Source organism: Nocardia sp. NBC_01503 (genome assembly GCF_036327755.1).
Taxonomy (GTDB): Bacteria; Actinomycetota; Actinomycetes; order Mycobacteriales; family Mycobacteriaceae; genus Nocardia.
This window is the reverse complement of record NZ_CP109596.1, coordinates 2,760,258-2,782,004: the sequence shown is the minus strand read 5'-3', so window position 1 is coordinate 2,782,004 and position 21,747 is coordinate 2,760,258. Positions and strand designations below refer to the sequence as shown.

The 21,747-nt window shown below is 66.8% G+C and carries 23 protein-coding genes; 10 read left to right on the top strand and 13 right to left on the bottom strand.

Annotated elements, in window-relative coordinates:
- Positions 1-11 precede the first annotated feature (11 nt).
- The 6 genes from OHB26_RS12510 to OHB26_RS12485 form a co-directional block, all read right to left on the bottom strand.
- On the bottom strand, positions 12-2,213 hold the full coding sequence (locus OHB26_RS12510) for a DUF2339 domain-containing protein (RefSeq protein WP_330184337.1): 2,202 nt from the start codon (positions 2,211-2,213) through the stop codon (positions 12-14).
- Between the two features lie 115 nt (positions 2,214-2,328).
- The gene (locus tag OHB26_RS12505; protein WP_330184336.1) at positions 2,329-3,150 is read right to left on the bottom strand and encodes an alpha/beta fold hydrolase; all 822 of its coding nucleotides are present in this window, start codon (positions 3,148-3,150) and stop codon (positions 2,329-2,331) included.
- An 89-nt stretch (positions 3,151-3,239) separates the two neighbouring features.
- Positions 3,240-3,905, bottom strand: a complete 666-nt coding sequence (locus OHB26_RS12500; RefSeq protein ID WP_330185614.1) for a DUF1707 SHOCT-like domain-containing protein — start codon at positions 3,903-3,905, stop codon at positions 3,240-3,242.
- Positions 3,906-4,008: 103 nt separating this feature from the next.
- Entirely contained in the window at positions 4,009-4,647 is a 639-nt protein-coding gene (locus OHB26_RS12495) for a response regulator (protein WP_442943009.1), read from the bottom strand.
- 78 nt (positions 4,648-4,725) lie between these two features.
- Complete coding sequence (macS, locus tag OHB26_RS12490; RefSeq protein ID WP_330184334.1) at positions 4,726-5,904, bottom strand: MacS family sensor histidine kinase; 1,179 nt, start codon at positions 5,902-5,904, stop codon at positions 4,726-4,728.
- On the bottom strand, positions 5,888-7,126 hold the full coding sequence (locus tag OHB26_RS12485; RefSeq protein WP_442943008.1) for an AI-2E family transporter: 1,239 nt from the start codon (positions 7,124-7,126) through the stop codon (positions 5,888-5,890). Before OHB26_RS12485 ends, macS begins: the two co-directional genes overlap by 17 nt.
- A 313-nt stretch (positions 7,127-7,439) precedes the next feature.
- Between OHB26_RS12485 and OHB26_RS12480 the strand changes: the two genes are divergently transcribed.
- The 3 genes from OHB26_RS12480 to OHB26_RS12470 are packed head-to-tail and all read left to right on the top strand — an operon-like array spanning position 7,440 to position 10,533.
- Positions 7,440-8,957 carry an adenylate/guanylate cyclase domain-containing protein gene (locus OHB26_RS12480; RefSeq protein ID WP_330185612.1) on the top strand — a complete coding sequence of 506 codons (1,518 nt, stop codon included), beginning with the start codon at positions 7,440-7,442 and terminating at the stop codon, positions 8,955-8,957.
- Positions 8,958-8,961: 4 nt separating this feature from the next.
- Entirely contained in the window at positions 8,962-10,098 is a 1,137-nt protein-coding gene (locus OHB26_RS12475) for a lysylphosphatidylglycerol synthase transmembrane domain-containing protein (RefSeq protein ID WP_330184333.1), read from the top strand.
- Between the two features lie 54 nt (positions 10,099-10,152).
- Complete coding sequence (locus OHB26_RS12470) at positions 10,153-10,533, top strand: DUF3054 domain-containing protein (RefSeq protein ID WP_330184332.1); 381 nt, start codon at positions 10,153-10,155, stop codon at positions 10,531-10,533.
- A gap of 1 nt (position 10,534) precedes the next feature.
- Here OHB26_RS12470 and OHB26_RS12465 read toward each other — a convergent pair whose 3' ends face one another.
- The gene (locus tag OHB26_RS12465; RefSeq protein WP_330184331.1) at positions 10,535-12,211 is read right to left on the bottom strand and encodes an NTF2-like N-terminal transpeptidase domain-containing protein; all 1,677 of its coding nucleotides are present in this window, start codon (positions 12,209-12,211) and stop codon (positions 10,535-10,537) included.
- 328 nt (positions 12,212-12,539) lie between these two features.
- Between OHB26_RS12465 and OHB26_RS12460 the strand changes: the two genes are divergently transcribed.
- Together OHB26_RS12460 and aroQ are read left to right on the top strand one after the other, a co-directional pair.
- The gene (locus tag OHB26_RS12460; RefSeq protein ID WP_330184330.1) at positions 12,540-13,136 is read left to right on the top strand and encodes a hypothetical protein; all 597 of its coding nucleotides are present in this window, start codon (positions 12,540-12,542) and stop codon (positions 13,134-13,136) included.
- Between the two features lie 147 nt (positions 13,137-13,283).
- The gene (gene aroQ / locus OHB26_RS12455) at positions 13,284-13,724 is read left to right on the top strand and encodes a type II 3-dehydroquinate dehydratase (RefSeq protein WP_330184329.1); all 441 of its coding nucleotides are present in this window, start codon (positions 13,284-13,286) and stop codon (positions 13,722-13,724) included.
- Between the two features lie 6 nt (positions 13,725-13,730).
- Here the strand turns inward: aroQ and OHB26_RS12450 are convergent, their stop codons facing one another.
- A complete protein-coding gene (locus OHB26_RS12450) occupies positions 13,731-14,021 on the bottom strand; it encodes a hypothetical protein (RefSeq protein ID WP_330184328.1) in 291 nt (96 codons plus the stop codon).
- Between the two features lie 78 nt (positions 14,022-14,099).
- Positions 14,100-14,972 (bottom strand): NAD(P)-dependent oxidoreductase, encoded by an 873-nt coding sequence (locus OHB26_RS12445; protein ID WP_330184327.1) that lies wholly within the window; start codon positions 14,970-14,972, stop codon positions 14,100-14,102.
- A 138-nt stretch (positions 14,973-15,110) separates the two neighbouring features.
- Between OHB26_RS12445 and OHB26_RS12440 the strand changes: the two genes are divergently transcribed.
- A complete protein-coding gene (locus OHB26_RS12440) occupies positions 15,111-15,467 on the top strand; it encodes a winged helix-turn-helix transcriptional regulator (RefSeq protein WP_330184326.1) in 357 nt (118 codons plus the stop codon).
- A 46-nt stretch (positions 15,468-15,513) separates the two neighbouring features.
- Here OHB26_RS12440 and OHB26_RS12435 read toward each other — a convergent pair whose 3' ends face one another.
- Entirely contained in the window at positions 15,514-16,629 is a 1,116-nt protein-coding gene (locus OHB26_RS12435; protein ID WP_330184325.1) for a glycerate kinase, read from the bottom strand.
- Positions 16,630-16,739: 110 nt separating this feature from the next.
- Here OHB26_RS12435 and OHB26_RS12430 point away from each other — a divergent pair, with 110 nt between their 5' ends.
- Positions 16,740-17,069, top strand: coding sequence for a GNAT family N-acetyltransferase (locus tag OHB26_RS12430; RefSeq protein WP_330184324.1), 330 nt, complete (start codon positions 16,740-16,742; stop codon positions 17,067-17,069).
- A gap of 4 nt (positions 17,070-17,073) precedes the next feature.
- Here the strand turns inward: OHB26_RS12430 and OHB26_RS12425 are convergent, their stop codons facing one another.
- Positions 17,074-17,835, bottom strand: a complete 762-nt coding sequence (locus tag OHB26_RS12425) for a lysophospholipid acyltransferase family protein (RefSeq protein WP_330184323.1) — start codon at positions 17,833-17,835, stop codon at positions 17,074-17,076.
- A gap of 136 nt (positions 17,836-17,971) precedes the next feature.
- Between OHB26_RS12425 and OHB26_RS12420 the strand changes: the two genes are divergently transcribed.
- Genes OHB26_RS12420 through OHB26_RS12410 form a run of 3 tightly spaced genes read left to right on the top strand, consistent with a single transcriptional unit; the run spans position 17,972 to position 19,851 of the window.
- Positions 17,972-18,586: a YqgE/AlgH family protein gene (locus tag OHB26_RS12420; protein WP_330184322.1), complete on the top strand. Its 615-nt coding sequence runs from the start codon at positions 17,972-17,974 to the stop codon at positions 18,584-18,586.
- Positions 18,587-18,634: 48 nt separating this feature from the next.
- Positions 18,635-19,141, top strand: coding sequence for a sigma-70 family RNA polymerase sigma factor (locus OHB26_RS12415; RefSeq protein WP_067571976.1), 507 nt, complete (start codon positions 18,635-18,637; stop codon positions 19,139-19,141).
- Entirely contained in the window at positions 19,138-19,851 is a 714-nt protein-coding gene (locus tag OHB26_RS12410; protein ID WP_330184321.1) for an anti-sigma factor family protein, read from the top strand. Before OHB26_RS12415 ends, OHB26_RS12410 begins: the two co-directional genes overlap by 4 nt.
- A gap of 81 nt (positions 19,852-19,932) precedes the next feature.
- On the opposite strand, the gene OHB26_RS12405 is transcribed toward OHB26_RS12410, so the two are convergent.
- Together OHB26_RS12405 and OHB26_RS12400 are read right to left on the bottom strand one after the other, a co-directional pair.
- Positions 19,933-20,760 (bottom strand): ABC transporter permease, encoded by an 828-nt coding sequence (locus OHB26_RS12405; protein WP_442942925.1) that lies wholly within the window; start codon positions 20,758-20,760, stop codon positions 19,933-19,935.
- A complete protein-coding gene (locus OHB26_RS12400) occupies positions 20,757-21,716 on the bottom strand; it encodes an ATP-binding cassette domain-containing protein (RefSeq protein ID WP_330184320.1) in 960 nt (319 codons plus the stop codon). Before OHB26_RS12400 ends, OHB26_RS12405 begins: the two co-directional genes overlap by 4 nt.
- Between the last annotated feature and the right edge of the window lie 31 nt (positions 21,717-21,747).

The following is a 21,747-nucleotide window of genomic DNA, read 5'->3' as shown; positions in this document are numbered from 1 at the left end:
GGGGTCTCGGCTCAGCCGCGCCGCGCGGACTCACCGGCCTCGGCGAAGGCGCGAGCGTAGCGGGTGCCCACCAGCAGCAGGAGTACACCGACCACCAGGAACGCGGCGGCCCGGAGCAGGCCGTCGAGGGTGGCCAGGTCGAACAGGAACAGCTTGGCGAGTGCCGCGGCGGTGACCAGCAGGCCGCCCGCCAGCGCCACCTTCGCCGACTGCGGGGCGCGGGAGAGCCTGCGCAGACCGAAGAACAGCGCCGCGGTGGCGGCGGCCATCCACACCACGGTGGCGATACCGTGGCCGGCGAGGAACCCGTCCTGGCGACCGGTGGCCACGCCGAGCGAAACCGTCAGTGCGGTAACGGCATACAGGCCCGCCATACCGCCGACCACGGCGACGGCCGTCGCATCGCTCTCCCGGGCGACCAGACCCAGTCGGCGGGCGCACCGGAACGCGGCGGCCAGCGCGGCGAGCGCCGCCGCGGCGGAGAGTGCGGTCGAAATACCCAGGCGCTCTTGGGCATACCACTGATCGGAGAGGGTGGCCGGACCCGCGATATCAAGGAAGGCCACCATGCCAAGCGCCCCGAAGGCGGCGCCGATACCCGCGGCCACCCGCGACCGCTGCTGCCCGCCCGCGCCCAGGAAGGCGACGGCGACCAGGAACAACGCGACCGGCAGGGTGTGCGTATCGGTCACTCCGAAGCAGGTCTCCAGTACCGCGAAGGCCCCCGCAACGGCGGCGACCACTGCCAGATGTCCCGGAATCCGTACCCGCTCAGCGAGTTTCGGCACCCAACGAAGCGCGGCGAGCGTCAGCAGCACCACGGCGAATGCGGCAGAGATCAGTACGGCGGTCGGCCGTTCGAACATGGCGGGCGCGGCCAGCAACGGCATGGTCGCCGCCGCGCAGGTCAGGCTCGCGGTGATATCCGTGGACCGCCGCCGCACCACGAGCACCGTGCCCGCCAATCCGACCACCGCGATCGCGACGGCCGCCGCCAGCACCTCGTACCGATGCCAACGCGAGGCATCGCCCAGACCCGCCGCGGCCACCGCGACCAGCGTCGCGAGCACCGCCGGAATCGTCCGCACGATATGCAGATACGGCCAATCCCGTCCCAATTGCACCGGTACAGCGGCGATCTGCAACACGATCAGGAATACCAGCAATGCCACTTCGAGGGTGATCACCGGCGCGAGCAGCGCCGCTCCGACCACCACCAGGACGGCCAGCGCCTGCGACCGCCACTGCATGGCGAGCCCCACCCCGCCCGCCGCGACCCCCAGTGCGATCGCATATCCCACAACGGGATTCAGCCAACCGTAGTTGGTCGTCACGGCAACGACATCCAGGTATCCCCCTGCGATACCCGTGGCCGCCAGCGCGACCGCCCCGACCTGTCCCCCGGCCTTCCCGTGCACCCGCACCCCGAAGGCCACCAGCACACCCGAGAAGACAGCCCCCGCAACGACTCTCGGCACCGGACCGAAGAATCCGGCCTGCGCCGCCAGCACCAGCAGCATCACCACCCCGATCAGCGTCACCGTCACCCCGGCCACCGCCAGCACCCGGCTGACCACCCCTTCCCGCTGCCACCAGGGCGCCCGCCGCTCCCGCACCGGCACTCCCCTGCGCTGCTGCCGCGGAAGCGGCGGCATCGTCCGATACCCACCCTGCGAACTCCCCATCCACCCCGCGCGCCCGACCCCCGCCTGCGCATATCCCGTCGGACCGCCCTGTGCGTAACCCGGCACCGTCTGTCCACAACCCGGCACCGTCTGTCCATAACCCGGTGCCAACTGCGCATAACCCGGGCCAGCCTGGGCGTACCCGGACACCGCCTGGAAACCTCCGGGCACCGCCTGGGAACTTCCGGGCACGACTCCGGGCTGGGGCAGGGCCTCGCCACCCCCACTCGCTCCCGGCGCCGAGGGCGAAGGGATCGGCTCGGCAGCCGAATCGGCCTCCCCTTCGGCGGAACCGGATAGGTCCGGTCCCGGGCGCGGGGCTTGCCCGGGGCCGAACATGGGAACGCCCGCTGCCGGTGCGGCGGCGGGCGGGGCGAAGGGGGCGGCGGGTCGCGCCACGAGCGGATCGACGATCAGTTGGGTACGCAGGACCTCGAGGTCGCGGCCGAGGATTCCCATGTGCTCGCTGAGGGAGGTGAACTCGGTCGACAACCGTGCGATCAAACGGGGATCGATGGCTGTATTCATGCCGGTAATGCTCGCGACCAGCGGGTTCGGCCGGATGAGTAGAAACACTCGCTCGCGGTCGGGGTCCTACTCGACTTCCCTGGGTGTGGTCGCCCAGTACCGAAATCACCGCAGGTCAGGCGGATCGAACCGCGGATTCCCGAGCGATGGTGGCCCTGATTTCGGCCGTGATGCGGGCTGGAGCCTCGAGCATGGGAACGTGACCCAGCCCCGGGAGCGGATGGATTTCGAGCGCGGGGGTTGGTGCCAGTAGGGGGTAGAGCCGGGGCGGCAGCACCCGATCGAATTCGGGGAGCAGCACCGCGGTGGGGATGGTCAGGTCCGATAGGCCGGTGAAACCTGTCGGCAGGGCCGGATCCTCGGCCAGGTCGTCGAGGATGGTGCAGTGCGCGGGGGCGGCTGCCATGGCCCGGGCCAGCTGGGGTGCGACGGTGCCGGGGTGGTGGGCCAGCAGGGGAAGCAGCAGACTGCGGATCATGCCGGGCAGCACCGGTGGGGTGTCCGAGCCGAAGCCGATGAGCGGACTCATCCCGCGGAATTTGCGGACCAGGGCGTCGGCCGAGGACGGATCCTTCCACACGCCCGCCGGGGAGATGGCGGTGACGGTGCGCGCGCGACCGCGAGCGGCGAGCTCCAGGGCTATCCAGCCGCCGAGCGAGTTGCCGACGATATGCGCTGTGCGCCAACCGGTTTCATCCATGAGCGCCTCGGCCCAGTCGGCGAGTCCGGCGACGGTGGCCGGATGGGCGGCGGCGGGACCACCGTGGTGTCCGGGGAGGGTGGGGGCCAGAATGTCGTGGTCCGCACGCAGGTCGTCGATGACCGGAATCCAGGACTGCCAGGTGAGCAGTACACCGTGCAGGAGCAGCAGCGGAGCACCGCGACCGGTCCGGAGTAGTGGTTCGGGGGTCGAAGCCGCTCCGGTACCTGGCGCCATGGGCGTGACGATACCGGCCGGAAAGCTTGCCGCCGAACCCTATTCGCGATCGGTGACCATCCCCACTCGAACCGATCGCCGGTCGATGGCTAGGCCCCGTTGAGGAACTTCTTCCACTGGGTGCCGAAGGGGTGCTTGGCGCTGACCGACCCGAAGCGCACCTTGCCGTAGACGACCACGTGCAGCGGTCCGATCGGCGGGCCGGTGCGCACCTTGGTCTCGGCGCTGCCGCCGATCAGCTCCAAACCGTTCAGGTCGACCGTCGCGTCCGGCGGCAGGATCAGTTCGAGCGAGCTGAGGTAGTCGTCGACGCGGATCTCCACCACCTGGGTGGACATGATGGCCTGGGTGAAGTCCAGGCGCACACTGCCCAGCAACGAGTCGACCAGAATGGTCTGCGGCACATGCCAATTGCCGTGTCGCTTGACGTTGGAGAGGCGGCTGCGGATCACATTGCCGGGCGGCACCTGATGGACCGTGCGCGGCGCGTACTGCGGGCGCGCGGTGTACCCGTACTGCGGGCGGGGCGCGTAATTGAATTGCGGCGCTTTCGGCGCGGGCTGCCCGGCGAGCCGGATACCCGGCAGGTCGACCAGCACCGCATTGAGTTCACCGCGGGTTTTGGCGGCGAGCGCGGTATCCATGCGCTCGGTGAATTCCCCCAGTGACAGCATGCCGAGTCCGACCGCGCGCTGCAGCAGCCGTCCGACGTGTTCGCGTTCTACATCCGATACCCGCAGGTCGCGGTCGCCCACCACGGCGGCCTCGACACTGGAAACCGATTCTGGACCTCCCATGTATTCGAGGCTACGAGTCGGTGGGCGGCCGCGCATCAGGGCAATCCCTGATCCGCGGCCCCTATTCGCCGTCCAGGCCCTGTTCGATGGCGTAGCGGGTGAGCTCCACGCGATTGCCGAGTTGCAGTTTGCGCAGCGTGGATTGCACATGGTTCTCGATGGTGCGGTGACTCAGGCTCAGGCGGGTGGCGATCTGTTTGGCGGAGAGCCCTTTCGCCACCATGCGCAGCACCTCGGTCTCGCGGTCGGTGAGGGCGGGGCGGTGTGGTTCATCGCGTTCGGGCGGGGTGTTGGCGATGCGCCGGTATTCGCCGAGCACCAATCCGGCCAGGCCCGGGGTGAATACGGCCTGACCGGCGGCGGTGGCGCGGACGGCGGCCACCAGTTCGGTGGCGGAGGCACTCTTCACCAGATAGCCGATGGCCCCGGCCTTGATGGCGTCGAGGACGTCATCGCGTTCGGCGGAGGCGGAGAGCACCAGCACGTGGCTGCGCGGGGAGACGCGCAGCACCTCGGCGGTGGCGTCCGCGCCATTGCCGTCGGGGAGCTGCATATCCATGAGGACGACATCGGGTTGGACGGCGCTGGCACGGCGAGCGGCGGTGGCGACGCCGTCGGCGGTGGCGAGCACCTCGAACCCCGCCTCGGCGAGATCGCGGGCCACGCCCTCGCGCCAGATCGGGTGGTCGTCGACCACCATGATCGAAATTCGTTCGCCCCCGGCGTCTTCAGACACGCTCGCCTCCCGATTCGGTCATCCTGCTGCGATCGGCTCCCATTATCGGTCCCGCCTCGGCACCCGGAATTCCCATTCGGCTCCGGAGCCCTCCTCGCCATCGGCTTCGAAGAGCAGTTGGGCGGTGCCGTTCAGTGCGGCGATGCGGCCGATGATGGAGCGGGAAACACCCATGCGGCCTTGACCTTCGGCCTCGAGGAGACGTCCGGCGCGAATACCCGGACCGTCGTCGCGCACGCTCACAATGAGCTCTTCACCGGTATCCTCCAGCAGCACATAGGCTTTCGCGGTAGGCCCGGCGTGCTGGGCGACATTGGCCAGGGCGGCGGCGACCGCCGCGGAGATCTCCCGGGCCTCGAATCGGCCGATGGGTACGGGCTCGCCGGGGGTGGAGATGAGCACCGACGGGGTGGCCTGCGCGGTGAGCAGGGGTCGCAGATCCTGTTCCGCGCCACCGGTATCGGCGCGTCCGCCCTGTTCGGACAGCAGCACCCGCAGGGCGACCTCCTGCTCCCCCGCCCGCTGCGCCAACTCCGCTGTCGGCCCGCCGATCTCGGTGCCGCGCCGTTTGATGTAGCTGAGCACCTGGAGTACGCCGTCGTGCACTTCACGCGCGAGTCGTTCGCGTTCCTGCGCGGCGGCGGTGAGCCGTACCGCACGCTGGAGTTGCGCCTGTGCGCGGCGGGCGGTGTTGGAGGCCAGGCCGATCGCGAGTCCGACCGATACCAGGACCGGCGCGGTGGCATCGCGCCACAGGTCCATTTCCCATTGGGCGCGGGCGGTCACCATGGCAGCCGCGATGAGGAATCCGGAGCAGATACCACCGAACGGACCCCACATGATGGCCGCGGACATGACGGCGTTGGCGGCCCACAGCGTGGTCGGCAGGGTCTGATGCCCGTGATACCAGTCGTAGTCGGCGACCAACCGGGTCGCGAAGATGAGCGCGATGACGACCAGATGATCGCCGATCACCACCGCCGTACGTACCTCACGCACATTGTGAATTCGCCACTGTGACAAAAGGATCGCGGATACGCCGGACCACACCGCCATGAGGGCGATGAGCACCCAGCTCAATCGCTGATTGGTGTAGTGCGGCACCGAGGCGAACTGCTGGCCGATGGCGTACAGCAGGGTGACGAGCCGAAAAGCCTGCGCGGCCCGCCACAGTGGCGCGGTCGCGGCGTCGCGTGCGTCCGGTTCAGTCCGCGGAGTCACCGGCGGCGCTCGCGGGAGGCTCACCTGTGGAAGCGGTCAATTGGAATCGACCCTCGTCCGGCACATCCGGTTCGGCGCTGAACATGGGTCTATGCGGATCGCCGGTGTGTAGCTCCTGGTAGAGCTCATCCGGTGAGTCCGCGAGCAGTGACCGAACGGCGGTGTTCAGCACCGCCACGAATGGTACGGCGAGCAGACCGCCCGCGATTCCGGCGAGCACCACACCCGCGGCGATGGCGAGTACGACGGCCAGCGGATGGATGCGCACCGCGCGCCCCATCAGAAGTGGTTGCAGCACATGCCCTTCCAGCTGCATGACCGCGATGGTGATGCCGAGCACGATGAGCGCGGTGACGGCGCCCTTGGTCATGAGCGCGATGAACACCGCCACCGAGCCCGCGATGAAGGAACCGATAATCGGGATGAACGCGCCGATGAAGACCAGCGAGGCCAGCGGAAGTGCCAGCGGCACACTGAGAATCGCCAATCCGGAGCCGATGCCGATGGCGTCCACGGCCGCGACCAGCACGGTGGCGCGCACGAATCCGGTGAGGCTGCCGAAGCCGAGTCGCCCTGCGGTGCGCACGCGTTCGCGCTGGCGGGTGGGGACGATGCGGGTGACGAAGGTCCAGATCTGATCGCCGCCGTAGACGAAGAAGATGAGGATGAACAGCGTCAGGAAGGTCCCGGTGAAGAATTCGCCGATGACGGTCGCGGTGGTCAGCGCCCCGTTGGTGAGGGTGTCCTGATTGGATTCGATGGTCTTGACGATGGTGTCGCCGGCATTGCGAATCTGCTCATTGGACATGTGCAGCGGCCCGTTGATCAGCCAGTCCTGTACCTCGTGCACGGAGGTCTTGAACTCGTCGGACAGCTGCGGCACACCGGTGACGAACTGTTCGACGACGAAGGTCATGATTCCGGCGAGCAGTCCGAGTGATCCGACCAGTGCGACGAATACACCGAGTGAGCGCGGCACCCCGAGCCGCTGCATCCAATCCACCAGCGGCGACAGCAGAGCCGCCCCCAACAGCGCGATGGAGAGCGGAATCGTCACGGTCGAGAGTCGATGCGCCATCCACGCGACGGCGTAGATCGCGGCGAGGATGATCAGCAGCCGCCAGCACCATTCGGCGCTCTCCCGGACCAGCGGGTGCACCGCGTCGGCAGCGGGCCGCCGAACCTTGCCCGGTCTACCGGAGTGGCCTGACTCCGCCTGCACGTCACTCACAATTCCGCCTCTCCGCACCTTTGGCGCACGGCTTGGGAGCCGTTCACTGACGCGCACGCGTAGTAACGGTGGGAGCCGAAGCGACTTTGGACGTACCCCACGAGTTACCCCGACCTCACGAAATCAGTTCTCCCGTTCGGCGAACGACTACTCACGCCCGCGAGCCTACTGGGTAAACATCGTATTTCGCCGCGCCGCGGACCTGCGCAGCTGAACCATTCGCGGGAGCGCGACAAGATCGGGAAGAGACGCAACGGCTAGATTGGTGATCGTGTCAGCGCCCCTCGAAGCGGTCAAACAGACCATGCGAACTCGCTGGCCGCTGTACCTCGCATCGATGCTCGCGGCCAACGCGTTCGGTGCTGTCCTGGTGTGGGCGTTCATTCAGTACGGCCTGCCCGTTCCGGAAGGCGGCTCGAGTGCGACACGCCAGACCGGCCTACTGCTGCCCGCACTCGTATTCATTGTCGGTGGACTGCTGAGTTTGACCGCGTCGGCGCTGATGCTGCGGCCGGTGATGCGCTGGCAGGTGCGGGGTGGACCGCCGAGCCGGCAGGAGCAGATGGCGGCGCTGCACGCACCGCTGCGTCAGTCGATCGTGCATCTGGTGCTGTGGCTGGTGGGTGGTGCGGTGCTGGCTTCGGTGATCATCGTGCGCACCCCGCAGTTGGCGGCGGCGGTTATCGTCACCGAATGTATGGCCGCCACCATTGTTTTCGGCTTCACCTACATGCTCGGTGAGCGCATTCTGCGCCCGGTCGCGGCGGAGGCGCTGACGGTCGGCGCGTTCGACCACACGCTGACCGCCGGTGTCGGCACCCGGATGGCCATGACCTGGGGGATGGGCACCTTCGCCCCGGTGATCGCAATCGTGCTGTTGTGCGTCACGCAGATTTCCTCGCGCGTTCAGTTTTCCGCGCAGTCGCTGGCGGTATCGATTCTGCTGTTGTGCGGTGTGGTGATCATGCAGGCGCTGGCGCTTTCGATGCTCACCGCGGCGAGTATTTCCGATCCGATTCGCCAGCTCAGCCAGGCCATTGATCGCGTACAGGAAGGTGCGCGCGATGTTCAGGTCGAGGTTTTCGACGGTTCGGAAATCGGGCTGCTACAGGTTGGCTTCAACCGAATGATGGGCGAAGCGGCGAAACGTCGCGAACTTCAGGAATTGTTCGGCCGCCATGTCGGTGAGGATGTGGCGCGGCGAGCCCTGGAGTACGGCACCGAACTCGGTGGTGAAACACGATTTGTCGCGGTGTTGTTCGTGGATATGGTCGGTTCCACCGCGACCGCCGCGGAACGCCCGCCGACCGAAGTGGTCAGCCTGCTCAATGAGTTCTTCCGCATCGTGGTGGATGTGATCGACCGGCACCACGGATTGATCAATAAATTCATGGGCGATGCCGCGCTCGCCATCTTCGGTGCGCCGCTGGATCGCCCGGATGCGCCGACAGCGGCCCTGGCCGCCGCCCGTGAGCTGCGCGAAGCCCTGCGCGAGGTGCCCGGCCTGGATATCGGTATGGGTGTTTCGGCGGGTCTGGCGGTGGCCGGGAATATCGGCGGTGCGAATCGTTTCGAGTACACCGTGATCGGTGACCCCGTCAATGAGGCTTCCCGCCTCACCGAACTCGCGAAGGATCGCCCGGAACGAGTGCTGACCTCCAGTAGCGCACTGTATTTCGCGGATGCGAACGAACAGCGACTTTGGGAAACAGGGGAAGAAGTTCAGCTCCGGGGCCGCCGCCGGAAAACACGTCTGGCCTGGCCTAAACAAACAATCGACGCTACGGATGCAGACGAGGCCACCGCTGGTTCGTTAGGGTGAGGTTGTGACGGCCCATGGTGAGCTGGCCGGCGAACCTGCGCCGCCCGCGGAGAACTCGCGCCGCGGCAGGTTCTGGTGGGCCAAATGGGTTCTCGGTGCCGCGCTGCTCGGTTTGTTGATTTCCGAAGGTTTTTATCTATATCCGCGCCTGCACGAATCCTGGCAGAACCTCACCGAAATCCATTGGGGTTGGGTGGTGGCCTGCGTGGTTATGCAGGCGTTTTCCATGAGCGGATTCGGCCGCATCCAGAAGCAGCTGTTGCACGCGGGCGGCGTGGAGGTGAGTCAGCGCAAATCGGTGACGGTGGTCTACGGGGCCACCGGTATGGCGCTGACACTGCCCGCGGGGCAGGTGTTCTCCACCGCCTTCACCTATCGGCAGATGCGCCGCTGGGGTGCGAGTCCGATTGTGGCCTCCTGGCAGCTGGTCATGTCCGGGGTGGTGGCGACCGCCGGATTGACGCTGCTGGGTCTGTTCGGCGCGGTGCTCGGCGGGGATCGGATCGGCCCGGTCAAGGTGATCCTGTCGCTGGGCGCGGTGGCCGCACTGGTGTGGGCGTTCAACTATGTGTCCCGGCATCCGGGCACGGTGGAGTCGGTGCTGCATCGAATCCTGCATCTGATCAACAGGATTCGGCACAGACCGGTGGACGCGGGCACCGAGAAGGTCGGCGAGATCCTGAATCAGCTGGAGTCGGTGGACCTGGGCAAGAAGGACGGCGCGCTGGTCACCGGCTGGGCGCTGGTGCATCGGCTGGCGGATGTGGCCTGTCTGGGCGCGGCCTGTTACGCGGTGGGCGCCGATCCCCGGCTGGCCGGGCTCATGCTGGCCTTCGCGGCCGGAAAAGCGGTGGGCACCATTCCCTTCGCGCCCGGCGGCATCGTGTACGTCGATGCCACGCTCATTTATTCACTGACGGCGGCGGCGGGGCTGCCCGCCGCGCAGGCGGTGGCGGCGGCGTTCCTGTACCGCCTGGTCAGCTTTATTCTGGTGGCGATCATCGGCTGGATCGTCTTCCTTTTCCTGTTCCGCAAGCCGCAAGCCGACGATGCCGAATACGAGAAGGAATTCACCCAGCGCGGTGGTACCCCTTTGATCGCCGATCGCCGTCGCCCGAATCCGCCGCCCGCCGAGTCCTGACGGCCGGGCGTGTCCCCACGCCGGCGCGCCACGACCGCCCGATAGCCTTGGCCCGTGAAGAGATCGGTGCCTTTCCTCGTCGATGCCGTACTGGTGATCGTGTTCTGCGCGATCGGCCGACGCAGTCATGACGAGGCGGTGCTGGCCGGCATGCTGCGTACGGTGTGGCCGTTCGGCGTCGGCCTGCTACTGGGCTGGCTGATCGCTCTCGCGGTCGCCGCGCGGCGTGAGGGTGCCGATGCCGCACGGCGTTTCGACGCGCGCGCGGTGTGGCCGACCGGTGTGATCGTCTGGCTGAGCACGCTGATCGGCGGCATGCTGCTGCGTGTGGTGAGCGGGCAGGGCACCGCACTGAGCTTCATCATCGTGGCCGCGACCGCGCTGGGCCTGTTCCTGCTGGGCTGGCGCGCCGCCGTGCGGGCGGTGCGCCGGTAAGTCAGTCCGGGGTCGCGAGCGACTGGAGCAGCCGCGCCGCCATGCGGGCGGTGGCGTCCGAGCTGTCCACATCGTCGATGTGGATGGCGAAGGCGAGATCACCCATGGTGGCGATGAGCCAGCCGTTGTTCCCCGCGGTGGCCGCGTACGCCTGCACACCCTGATACCTGTTGAGGCTGGCCGACTCCGGGGCCGCGGCGCCGTCGCGGAGCATGGTGCGCAGTCGATCGATGACATCGCCGGGCAGCGCGGGCAGATCGGCCTCGGTGCGCGCGGGCACCCCGATGGTGATCATCGGTTTGGGCACCTGGCCATTGGCGATGGCCGCGGCGGCGATGGCCATCCCCCACGGGCTGGCCAGCAACGAGTCGGCGGCATTACCGCGCCCGACCTGTTCGGCGGCGTTCGCGCCCGACGGCAGTCGGCCGGTGGTCTCGTCCAGGCCGGGCACCTTGAAGTCCAGGCCGACGCCGAGCTGACTGGCCGCATCGGCCGCATCGCCGACCGAAACATCCTGCGGCGCTTTCTTCTTGGTGAGCGCGGCCATGTTCTTGAACAGTTCGATCATGCCGCCGACCGGGTACAGCCCGGTGAAGGCGACCGATCCGTGTTCGCTGGCCTGACTGTTCTGCGCGACCGCGACCACCGCACCGCTGGAGGGCTGGATCGCCACGATGGAGGCGGGCGTGCCGACACTCACCACGGCATCCTCGGCGGCGCGCTGCAGGCGCTGATCCATGGTGCCGGGAATATCCGGTCCGGGCGGACCCTGTTCACCGGCGAGCTGGGTGACGAAGGCGCCGTCCGGTTCGAAGAGCTGTACGCCCCAGCCGGCGCGCTGATCATTGTTGTCCTGCCAGACCTTCCGCATGGCATCGAGCAGCGGCGACCAGACGCGGCGGTCGGCGGAGATGAGCCGGGGCTGCTTCTCCAGCACCACGCCGGGGATGGCGGCCATGCGGGGTTCGAGGATTTCGAAGTCACCCTCGCGCAGGTTGACCGCGACGATGGGTTTGCCCTGTGAGGCCGACAGTTGTTGCAGCAGTACGGGTCCGGTGATGAGGGGAGCGACCGGTTCGATGGCGGCGGCCAGGGCATTGCTGGAGCCGACCGGATCGCCGGTCTTGCTCGGATCGAGTTTGACCACATTGATGGTCTGTTCGGTCATGAGCGGCGCGCCGACGATATCGTTCACCCGCGGGGACGGGGCGGCGTAGGTGCGGACGAGTTTGACATTGCGTTTGCTGTCCAGCTGCGGGATGACCAGGGCCGGATCCCATGAGATGCGCCAGCCCACACTGAGTTTGCGGACGGTGCCCTGCAGATCGTATTTCCAGTCGCGTTTGTCGCCGAAGTTCCAGGCCGCGGTCATGCTGAAGAGTCCGGTATTGCCGTCGAGGCCGATGAATTGGGTCATCTGGTAGTCGGCTTTGCCCGGATTGAGGCCGCTGAAAACTTGCTTCAGCGTTGCCGAAGCACCGTTCGGGTAGGACGTCAGCCGGGCCGCGCCGTCATAGTCCTGTTTGTCGAGCAGGCTGGTGAACCGCTCGACCACTGCCTCCGCACCCGTCGATCGCTCCCGGAAAGCACACGACCCCATCGCAATCGCGACGGCGAGCACCACCGCGAGCACGATCGCGCCACGAATCCGAAAGCGGCGGGATCCCCACACATCCATATCGCCCACTCTTCACTCTTGCCACATCAGCAACAGGACCACGGTACCGCGTTCACAACACCCGCGGTGCCACCTTTCCACCAGGCGTACACGTATTGAGCACCACCATAGTGCCGATTTCGGTCAGCAGGGACCACTTACATGATCACCGGTCGGTTACGGCCCCTGGCGTATTCACGCCGCCATGGACTACCCCGTGACGCCCTTGCGCAACCGCGCTGGGCAGGATCCCGAACCCCGTTCTCCGAGAGCGGAATCCAATCCGCCGAAATGAACGTAACGTTGTAATCAGTATTACAACTCCAGACAGCAAGTGAGAGTGACCGCTATGAAGTACGGACACCGCGGCCGTGAATTCGGCCGCCCCGGCGGCTGGCAACAGGCCGATCTGCCCGATGCCGCAGACGCTTCCGACTGGTTCGCCGGAAGGTTGCCAGCCGACTGGTTCACCGGACCCGCAACCCTCGAGATCGATCGCGACGAAATCGTCGTCATCGGCGAACTACCCCTGCCCACCGCCGAATCCGCCGACGCCGAGACACCGGCCGACGCGCCCGCGGAGGTACCCAAGGCCACCCGCGAGGGCCTGGTCTCACGCTTCCGGGAATCCACCCGCGGCGCCCGCATGCAGATCGCCCAGGAGGCGCAGGCCCGCTACGGCCGCAGTGTCGCCTGGGGTGTGCGGGTCGGCGACGAACGAATCCTCTTCACCCACCTGGCGGTTCCGGTCATGACCCGGCTCCGCCAGCCCGAACGCAAGGTCCTCGACACCCTCATCGACGCGGGCGTGGCGCGCTCGCGCTCGGACGCGCTGGCCTGGACCGTCAAGCTCGCGGGCAAACACGCCGAGGAATGGCTCGAGGAGCTCCGCGGCGCCATGCGCAAGGTCGACGACCTGCGCGCGGAAGGCCCCAGAGGGCTTTAACCCGCAAAGGTTCGCGGCCCGTCTCGCTTCTGGACTGCGGCTCCATAGACCTGCGCCTTGGAGCGGAGGAGCGGAGGGAGGGAAGAAGTGAGACTCCCAGGGCCGCGAACCAGCCGGAGCGGAGCGGAGGCAAATAAGATGGCGCCCATGGCTGACACCGTGGGTCCGATCCTCGTTTTGAACGGTCCTAACCTGAACATGCTCGGTATTCGGCAGCCCGAGGTGTACGGCTCGGACACGCTCGACGACATAGTCGAGCTCTGCAACAAGACGGCCGCGCGATTCGGCCGTGAGGTCAACACCTTCCAGTCGAATTCCGAAGGCGCACTGATCGACCGGATCCACGCCGCCCGGCGGGTGGAGTCCGGCATCGTCATCAACCCCGGCGGCCTCACCCACACCTCGGTAGCCCTGCGCGACGCCTTGGTCATCCCCGAGGTCCCGATCATGGAGGTGCACATCAGCAATGTGCACGCCCGCGAGGAGTTCCGGCACCACTCATTCGTCTCCCCCATCGCCACCGCCGTCATCGCGGGCATGGGCATCCAGGGCTACGCCGCGGCGATCGAATTCCTCGCCACCCGCTGAGCGCGCTCAGCTCCGGTTGACCGCCTGCACCATGCGGATGCCGACGAAGCCCGATCCCAGAATCGCGATCACCCCGAACCCGAGTTTGAACCACCCGTCACCATGGTTCGAGGATTGCTGCGAGGCGTAATCCCTTGTGGTCGAATGACTGCCGTTGCGCATTTCCTCGCACCGGTCCCCGTCATGCATGACCTGACCGCCGCACTTCACCTGGTGATCATTGAGCGAATTGATGCCGCTCACCACCCCCGCGATCCCCATGACCATCCAGAACACAACTGCCAGAACAGTTTTCATACCGTGAATCCCCCACGTACAGCTTGAAAAGAGCAGGCCGAACCTTAGCAGGGCTCCGACGATCTCGCGCGTCGGCGCTCAGCGTCCCGCGCGCAGCAGCCGGTACACCGGGACCGCCTGCCCTGTCGCAGCGGTGGCGTCGATTGCCTTGCGCCACAACGCCTGTGCGGTGTGCGAGAGCGCAGCGTCGACGCCGGCCTCCTCGCTGGCGTCGATAATGTGTTGTGCGCCCGCGTCCATCATGACCAGCTGAGCGCGGTCGCCCCAGCCGCCCGCCTTCGCCGCGGCGGCGAAATCGTTCATGAAGTACGGGAACGCCTCGTTGGAGCGCAGGGCGAACGGCAGGAAGCGGTCGATATCGTTGCCAGAGTTGTCGATCAAGGCCAGCGCCTGGTCGAAGGCCAGCATCCACGGATGGAAGATGATCAGTAGCGCCTGGTAGAAGACCTGTGCCAGACCGTCATCCACACCCAGGTACTCCTGTGGACTGAGCGGGCGCAGCAGTTCGGCGTGCGCGTCGAAGACCGCGCGCGGGCCGCTGTAGAAGATGTACGAGGCCGGATGCTCGATATTGTCGCCCGCCGACATGACACCGCCGGAGAGGAATTCCGCACCGTGCGAACGTACCCAGGCCGCACCCTTGCGCGCCTGTTCGGGTGAGTCCGAGGACAGATTGACGATCACCTTGCCCGCCAGATGTTCGGTGGCCGAACCGAGTACGTCGTACATGGCGGCATAGTGGGTGAGGCTGAGCACCGCCACCGCGTTGGCGTCGAGCGCCTCGGCGACGGTGGCCGCCGGCTTCGCGCCGAGCTCGACCACGGCATCGACCTTGCCCCGGCTGCGATTCCAGACCGTCACCTCGACCCCGGCCTTCAGGAAGGCCCGGACCATGGCCTGACCCATCGGCCCCAGGCCGATGACGGAGACGGATTCGCGCTGATCAGACATGGTGTGTCCCTTCGAATTCCGGCCGAATCGGTATCGGCGACGGATTCGATGGTGGCCGCCGTCGGTAGCCTCGGGAAGACCGCACGTTCGGGTGTGGTTGCTTACCCACAGGTTGGAAATAGGGTCAGGAGGGGTGCGATGAGCGAATCCGGTGACGCGGATCACCCGGCGTGTGGCATGTCCATCGCCATCGATGTGGTCGGCGGGAAGTGGAGACTGCACCTGATGTGGGTGCTGGGCGGCGGTCCGGTGCGCTTCGGCGATATCCGGCGCCTGCTGACCGGCGTGAGCGAGAAGGTGCTCGCCGAGAACCTGCGCCATCTCCAGGCCAGCGGTGTGGTGCACCGCGAGATCTATCCGGAAATCCCACCGCGCGTGGAGTATTCGCTCACACCCCTGGGCGTGGAGTTGAATCGCGCGCTGCGGCCGCTCGAACGGTGGGGCGATGCGCACCGCGACGAGATTCCAGCTCGCCCCCGCACCACGACGGCGTGACCGGGGCGCACCGCACCCCTCCCCATAACCGGGGCGCGCCGCACTCCTATCGCGTGACCAGGCTTGCGCCGACGCGCTCCAGCAGCGTGGCGGCATCGGACATACAACGCGCGGGATCGGGTTCGAGGTCTGTGAGCGCATAGGCAGCCGCGAATCCGTTGTCGCGCAGCTGCTCCGGAGTGAGTCGCAGCCGACCCGAGACCGCCACCACCGGAATCCCCGCGCGGCGAGCGGCATCGGCGACACCCATCGGGGCCTTACCGTTCAAACTCTGCGAGTCGAGGGAGCCTTCACCGGTTACCACCAGATCGGCTCCGGCGATCTCGGCCGGGAAATCCACCAGGTCGAGCACCACATCGATACCGGGGCGCAGCACCGCGCCGAGCACCGCCATGGCTCCGAATCCGGTACCGCCCGCCGCGCCAGCACCTGGCCGGTCCGCCCATTCGCGGCCGATGAGAATCGACCAATTCGACAGTGCGGCTTCGAGAATCGCGACCTGCTCGGGAGTCGCCCCCTTCTGCGGACCGTATACCGCGGCGGCACCGTTCGGACCCAGCAGCGGATTGTCCACATCGCTGGCGAGGGTGATGCGGGTATCGGCCAGCGCCGGGTGCAGGCCGGTGCGATCCACTCGATCACCGTGCCCGAGAAGTCTTCCATTGCAGGGCAATTCGGTTCCGAACGCATCCCTGATGCGCAGCCCGAGCGCCTCCAGCATGCCCGCACCGCCGTCGGTGGAGGCGCTGCCGCCCAGGCCGAGCACGATATCGCGAACGCCATGGTCGAGCGCGTGGGCGATAGCCACACCGAGGCCGTAGGTGTTCGCGCCCAGCGGATCCTGTTCTCCGCCAGGTAGTTTCGCGAATCCGACCACTGCCGCCAACTCGATCACCGCGGTACCGCCGTGCCTGGCATACGCGGTGGCGACCGGTGCACCGGTCGGCCCGGGAGCCTCCAGCGCTACCCGTTCCCATCCCGCCGCCAGGAAGGCCTCGACCGTTCCGTCCCCGCCGTCGGCGATCGGCAACTGCCGCACCCGCGTCCCGGGTGCGGCGCGTTCGATACCCGCGGCGAGCGCGGCGGCCACCTGCGCGGCCGTGAGCGAGCCTTTGAATTTGTCCGGGGCGAGGATCACCCGGCGCGGTCCGGCGTGTGTCACCCACACAGTGTGATCACTCCGCGCCGGTGCGGCATGTCCAGGCGCGACACGCCCGGAGCGCGAATTCGAGATACGGACAAATTGCCTGGTAATCGGGTTAGCTTGGCATTATGCCGAGTGAGTCGATTGCGTCTGTCGAGGTCCGCAAGAATGCCGCACTTGATCGCTTCGAGCTGTATGTGGACGGCATGCTCGCGGGCGTCGCGGCATATCAGGACACCGCGAATGAGCGCGCCTTCGTGCACACCGAGATCTATCCACAGCATGAGGGCCTGGGCTACGGTCGCAAACTCGTCCAGGGTGCGCTCGATCAGACCCGCGAAGCCGGATTCGGCATTCTGCCGATGTGCCCGATGGTGCACCATTTCGTGGAGTCCCGGCCGGAGTACCTGGCATTGGTGCCGATGTGGTCGCGGCAGCGACTGAATCTGCCGCAGTAATCGCCTAGTAGGCCGCGACCGCACCGTCGAGTGCGGTCTGCAATTCGTCGCGCACCACCCGGGTGATCTCGGCGGGCTTACTCGGCAGCGCGGGCACCGGCACACCGAAGTAGAAGCTGGCCGACTTCGCCTCTTCCTTGTTCGGCTCCACCGTCGGGTCGGTGCGCGAACCGTAGCTGAGTCCGAGGCTCACCAGCACCGGATCGGCGCCGAGCCTCTTGGCACGGAAGGCGATGTGCCCGATACCGGTTCCCACCGTCTGCACCTGGGTGGGATCGACGTCATTGCAGGTGCCCTCGGGGAAGACCGCGACCCCGTCGCCGCGGGCCATGCGCTCCGCGCAGATATCGATCATGCGCTGTCCGGCGGCGTTGACCGCGCGCAGTCCATGGTCCTTACCCCGGAAAACCGGTATGCCGCCCATCATGTCGATGCGCGCTCGCAACTCCGATTCCAGGAAGAGTTCGTCCTTGGCCAGCACCCGGGTCCGCCCGATCACCGGTCGCAGCGCACTGCGCCAGGCGGCCGCGGCGACCGTGTACGGATCCAATTGGGACAGGTGATTGACCGCGATGAGCAGCGGCCGCTTCTGGGAGATCAACTCGCGCAGCCGCTCCCGAGCCCCCGGCGCGTACGAGATGCGCGGCCGATACCGCCGCCCCAGCAACCAGTACGCGGCCTTGGCCTTGACCAGGTTCTGCTGATGATCGCGATAGAAGTCGTACACCGCGTCGCTGTTCTCGAGGACGACCTCAGGAGCTCCCATGCCGTCACCCTAGCCGGGTTCGATCCCGGCCCGCAGAGCGGAGTTTCCACCCGTATAGGCCGCAATTCGGCGGCGCAATTGCGCGCGTCCGAAATTTGGCCACGCAATTGTGCTGTGCCGGTGCGATGATGGCTTGGTGGCACGCGCAGAGGAACACGGTGACCGTTCTCGACGCGAATTCCGGCATGAGGACCAGGTGGTTCGACCTGGCACCCTGCTGGTGTCGGCGACGGATCTGATGGAGGAATCCTTCCGGCGCACCATTGTGTACATCATCGAACACAATGACGCGGGCAGCCTCGGCGTGGTCCTGAACCGCCCCAGCGATACCGCGGTTCACGACGTACTACCGAATTGGGCTGATCTGGCCGCCGCACCGCGCGCGCTCTTCCTCGGCGGCCCGGTGAAACGCGATGCCGCCCTGTGCCTGGCCACGGTGAAGGTGGGCATGGCCTTCGACGGAGTTCCCGGCCTGCGCCGGGTGGACGGCCGGGTGGTCCTGGTCGACCTGGACTCGGATCCGGACAGTATCGCCCCGCTGGTGGAGGGCGTGCGGGTCTTCGCCGGTTATGCCGGTTGGACCTTCGGCCAGCTCGAGGGTGAATTGGATCGTGGTGACTGGATAGTGCTCTCGGCGCTTCCGAGCGACCCGCTGGCGGGCCGCGTCGATCTCTGGGCGCAGGTGCTGCGCCGCCAACCGCTGCCGTTATCGCTGCTGGCGACGCACCCTATCGAGTTGGAACGAAACTGATCTGAACCGTCGGCACGGTCTGTGTCGTGAAGGGTGCGGAGGTGACCGATGCCCGACGACCAGGCCGCATTGCTCCGCGTTCTCTACGAGGAGCACGCGGCAGCGCTGTGGCGGTACACGTTCGGCCTGGTGGGTGATCCGGGCCGAGCCGAGGACATCGTTCAGGAGACGCTGCTGCGGGCCTGGCAGCGACCGAATGTGCTGGATCAGTCCACCACCTCGGCGCGGGCCTGGCTGTTCACGGTGGCCCGTAACCTGGCGGTGGACGAGCATCGCAGCGCGCGCAGTCGGCGGGAGTTCCGTACGGACCATCCGCCGGAGGTGCCGACGCCGGATCAGTCGGACCGCGCCCTGGACGGGTGGCTGGTCGCGGATGCCCTGGCGCGGTTGAGCATCGATCACCGTGATGTCATCGTCCGCGCCTACTACCGGGGCCTGTCCACCGCGCAGATAGCGGGGGAGCTGGAGATTCCGGAGGGGACGGTGAAATCCCGTATGCACTACGGCATGCGGGCGTTGCGTTTGGTGCTGCAGGAGATGGGGGTGACGAGATGACGGAGGGCCACGACCTCTGCGACGGCTACACCACGTGGGACGGCGCGTATGTGCTCGGCGCTCTGGCCCGGGACGAGCGCCGCGAATACGAAGAGCACCTGGCGGGCTGCGAACACTGTCGCGCCGCCACCTCGAAGCTGGCCGGACTGCCCGGACTGCTCGCGCTGGTCGATACCGAAACCGCGCTTTCCATTGCGGCACAGCAGGATCCGTCGACCGAGATTCCGCCGCCGCCGGACCGTATGCTGCCGACCCTGGCCGAACACGCCGCGAAAAGGAAAAGGCGGCAACGGTTTCTGTCCGTCGGGGGTGCGGTGGCGGCGGCCGCCGCGGCGGCATTGATCGCCGTTCCGGTGACGGCCACCGTCGTCGATCGCGGCAACCCGTCGATGCAGCAGGTGGTGGCCGAGGGGCCACTGCAGGCACAGGTGGACACACCAATCGTCGCGACCTTCAAACTGCTCACGGTGAATGGCCAAACCCGGGTGGACATGTGGTGCGACTACCCCCAGTCGAATGAGATCTACGCCTGGCAGCTGTCGCTGTGGGTGGTGCGCGAGGACGGGACGCAGTCCAAACTCGCGGAGTGGACGGCGAAACCGGGCCAGGTCTTCACTCCGGACGGCACCACCTCGGCCGCACCCGGTCAGGTGAAGAACGTCCAGATCCGCAATTCGTCGGGCAAGGTGCTGCTGGCCGCCGGACTCTGAACGCACCCGGCACGACTCTGAACGCACGAGGACGGCGCACCCCGGTGGGGTACGCCGTCTTCGCTTCGCGCAGTGTCGATTTCAGCTGGTCTTCCGCTTGAAGGCCGAGGTGGACCAGACATATCCGATAACACCCAGCAGCAGGCACCAGCCGACTGCGAGGATGCCGTTGTGCCCGATCTCGGTGCCCTGCAACAGGCCGCGCAGGGTTTCGGTGATGGGGGTGAAGGGCTGGTATTCGGCGAACTGCTTCACACCGGCGGGCATGGTGTCGGTCGGCACCAGGCCGCTGCCGAAGAAGGGCAGCAGCAGAATCGGGGTGGGCAGGTTGCTGGCGCTCTCCGGATTCTGCGCGATGACGCCGAAGCCCGCGCCGAGCCAGTTCAGTGCGAAGAGGGTCAGGCCGATGAGCCCGAAGGCGGCCACCCACTCCAGTGCGTTCGCATCCGAGCGGAAGCCGATCGCGACGGCAACCAGGGTCATGACGACGGTGCCAAGCAGGCCCTGGATCACACTGCCCAGCACCGATCCGGTCAGGATCGAGGGCTGCGAAATATGCATGGTGCGAAAGCGATTCACAATTCCCTTGGTCATATCGGTGGAGATGCCCACCGCGATGCCCGCGACCATGTAGGCCGGAATGATCAGCATCATGCCGGGGGTCAGGTATTGGATGTACTTCTCGCCGCCGGTGGAGTTCTTCAGCGCACCGCCGAAGATGTAGTTGAACATCAGCAGCATGACGATGGGCATCACCAGCATGCTGATGGTCATGGCCGGATACCGCTTGGCGTGCAACAGATTCCGGCGCAACATGGTCTTGGAATCGGTGAAAGTCATTGCCAGGGAACGCCCACCCGTCACCCGACCGCCGCCCCTCATCGAATCGCTACGCTCTGCTGTGCTCATTTCGCGTTCTCCTTATCGGTCGAGTGGCCGCCGGTCAGGGCGAGGAAGACGTCATCCAGGTCGGGGGTGTGCACGGACAGGCCGGCGGGTTCGATGCGGGCGGCATCGAGGCGGTCGAGTACCTCGCGCATGGAGCGCACGCCGCCGTCACTCGGAATGGCGAGGGTGAGATCACCATTGACCTGTGCGGCATCGCCGAAAGCCTTTGCGGCCAAGTCGAGTTCGGCGCGATCGCTGAAATCGAGTTTCACATATCCGCCCGGGACCAGCCGCTTGAGCTGATCGGCGGTGCCCTCGGCGACCAGGCGACCCCGGTACAGCACCGCGATGCGGTCGGCCAGTTGATCGGCCTCGTCCAGGTACTGGGTGGTGAGGAAGATGGTGACCCCGCCCGCGACCAGTTCGCGGATGATGTCCCACATGGCGCGGCGACTGCGCGGATCCAGGCCGACGGTGGGCTCGTCCAGGAAGATGATGCGCGGATCCCCGACCAGTGTCATGGCCAGATCCAGGCGGCGGGTCATACCGCCGGAGTAGCTGGAGGCGACCTTGTCCGCGGCATCGACCAGATCGAACTTCTCCAGCAGATCCGCTGCGAGGCGACGGCTTTCACCGCGCGGCAGCCGATGCAGGTCACCCATGAGCATGAGGTTCTCGCGGCCGGTGAGCAGTTCGTCCACGGCGGAGAACTGTCCGGTCACCCCGATGCTCGAGCGCACCTTCTCGGGCTGGGTGGCGAGATCGTAACCGCCGACGGTGATTTCGCCGCCGTCCGACTTGATCAGCGTGGAGAGGATCTGCACGGTGGTGGTCTTGCCCGCGCCGTTCGGCCCGAGCAGCGAGAAGATGCTGCCCTGCGGAACGGTGAAGTCGATGCGGTCGAGCACGATGTGCTCTCCGAAGGATTTGCACAGGCCCGCGACCTGTATCGCGGCTGGGCCGTAGTTGGGATTCATGGGCGTCCCTCTCATCAATAGATATGCATGA

Bases quoted from the DNA above. Each gene is read 5' to 3' on its own strand.
- OHB26_RS12440 (WP_330184326.1), top strand. From the start codon at position 15,111: ATGAGCGAATCCGGTGACGCGGATCACCCGGCGTGTGGCATGTCCATC.
- OHB26_RS12430 (WP_330184324.1), top strand. From the start codon at position 16,740: ATGCCGAGTGAGTCGATTGCGTCTGTCGAGGTCCGCAAGAATGCCGCA.
- OHB26_RS12480 (WP_330185612.1), top strand. From the start codon at position 7,440: ATGCGAACTCGCTGGCCGCTGTACCTCGCATCGATGCTCGCGGCCAAC.
- OHB26_RS12510 (WP_330184337.1), bottom strand. From the start codon at position 2,213: ATGAATACAGCCATCGATCCCCGTTTGATCGCACGGTTGTCGACCGAG.
- OHB26_RS12425 (WP_330184323.1), bottom strand. From the start codon at position 17,835: ATGGGAGCTCCTGAGGTCGTCCTCGAGAACAGCGACGCGGTGTACGAC.
- OHB26_RS12400 (WP_330184320.1), bottom strand. From the start codon at position 21,716: ATGAATCCCAACTACGGCCCAGCCGCGATACAGGTCGCGGGCCTGTGC.
- OHB26_RS12460 (WP_330184330.1), top strand. From the start codon at position 12,540: ATGAAGTACGGACACCGCGGCCGTGAATTCGGCCGCCCCGGCGGCTGG.
- OHB26_RS12445 (WP_330184327.1), bottom strand. From the start codon at position 14,972: ATGTCTGATCAGCGCGAATCCGTCTCCGTCATCGGCCTGGGGCCGATG.
- OHB26_RS12415 (WP_067571976.1), top strand. From the start codon at position 18,635: ATGCCCGACGACCAGGCCGCATTGCTCCGCGTTCTCTACGAGGAGCAC.
- OHB26_RS12405 (WP_442942925.1), bottom strand. From the start codon at position 20,760: ATGAGCACAGCAGAGCGTAGCGATTCGATGAGGGGCGGCGGTCGGGTG.
- aroQ (WP_330184329.1), top strand. From the start codon at position 13,284: ATGGCTGACACCGTGGGTCCGATCCTCGTTTTGAACGGTCCTAACCTG.
- OHB26_RS12465 (WP_330184331.1), bottom strand. From the start codon at position 12,211: ATGGATGTGTGGGGATCCCGCCGCTTTCGGATTCGTGGCGCGATCGTG.
- OHB26_RS12410 (WP_330184321.1), top strand. From the start codon at position 19,138: ATGACGGAGGGCCACGACCTCTGCGACGGCTACACCACGTGGGACGGC.
- OHB26_RS12505 (WP_330184336.1), bottom strand. From the start codon at position 3,150: ATGGCGCCAGGTACCGGAGCGGCTTCGACCCCCGAACCACTACTCCGG.
- OHB26_RS12495 (WP_442943009.1), bottom strand. From the start codon at position 4,647: ATGGTGGTCGACGACCACCCGATCTGGCGCGAGGGCGTGGCCCGCGAT.
- OHB26_RS12450 (WP_330184328.1), bottom strand. From the start codon at position 14,021: ATGAAAACTGTTCTGGCAGTTGTGTTCTGGATGGTCATGGGGATCGCG.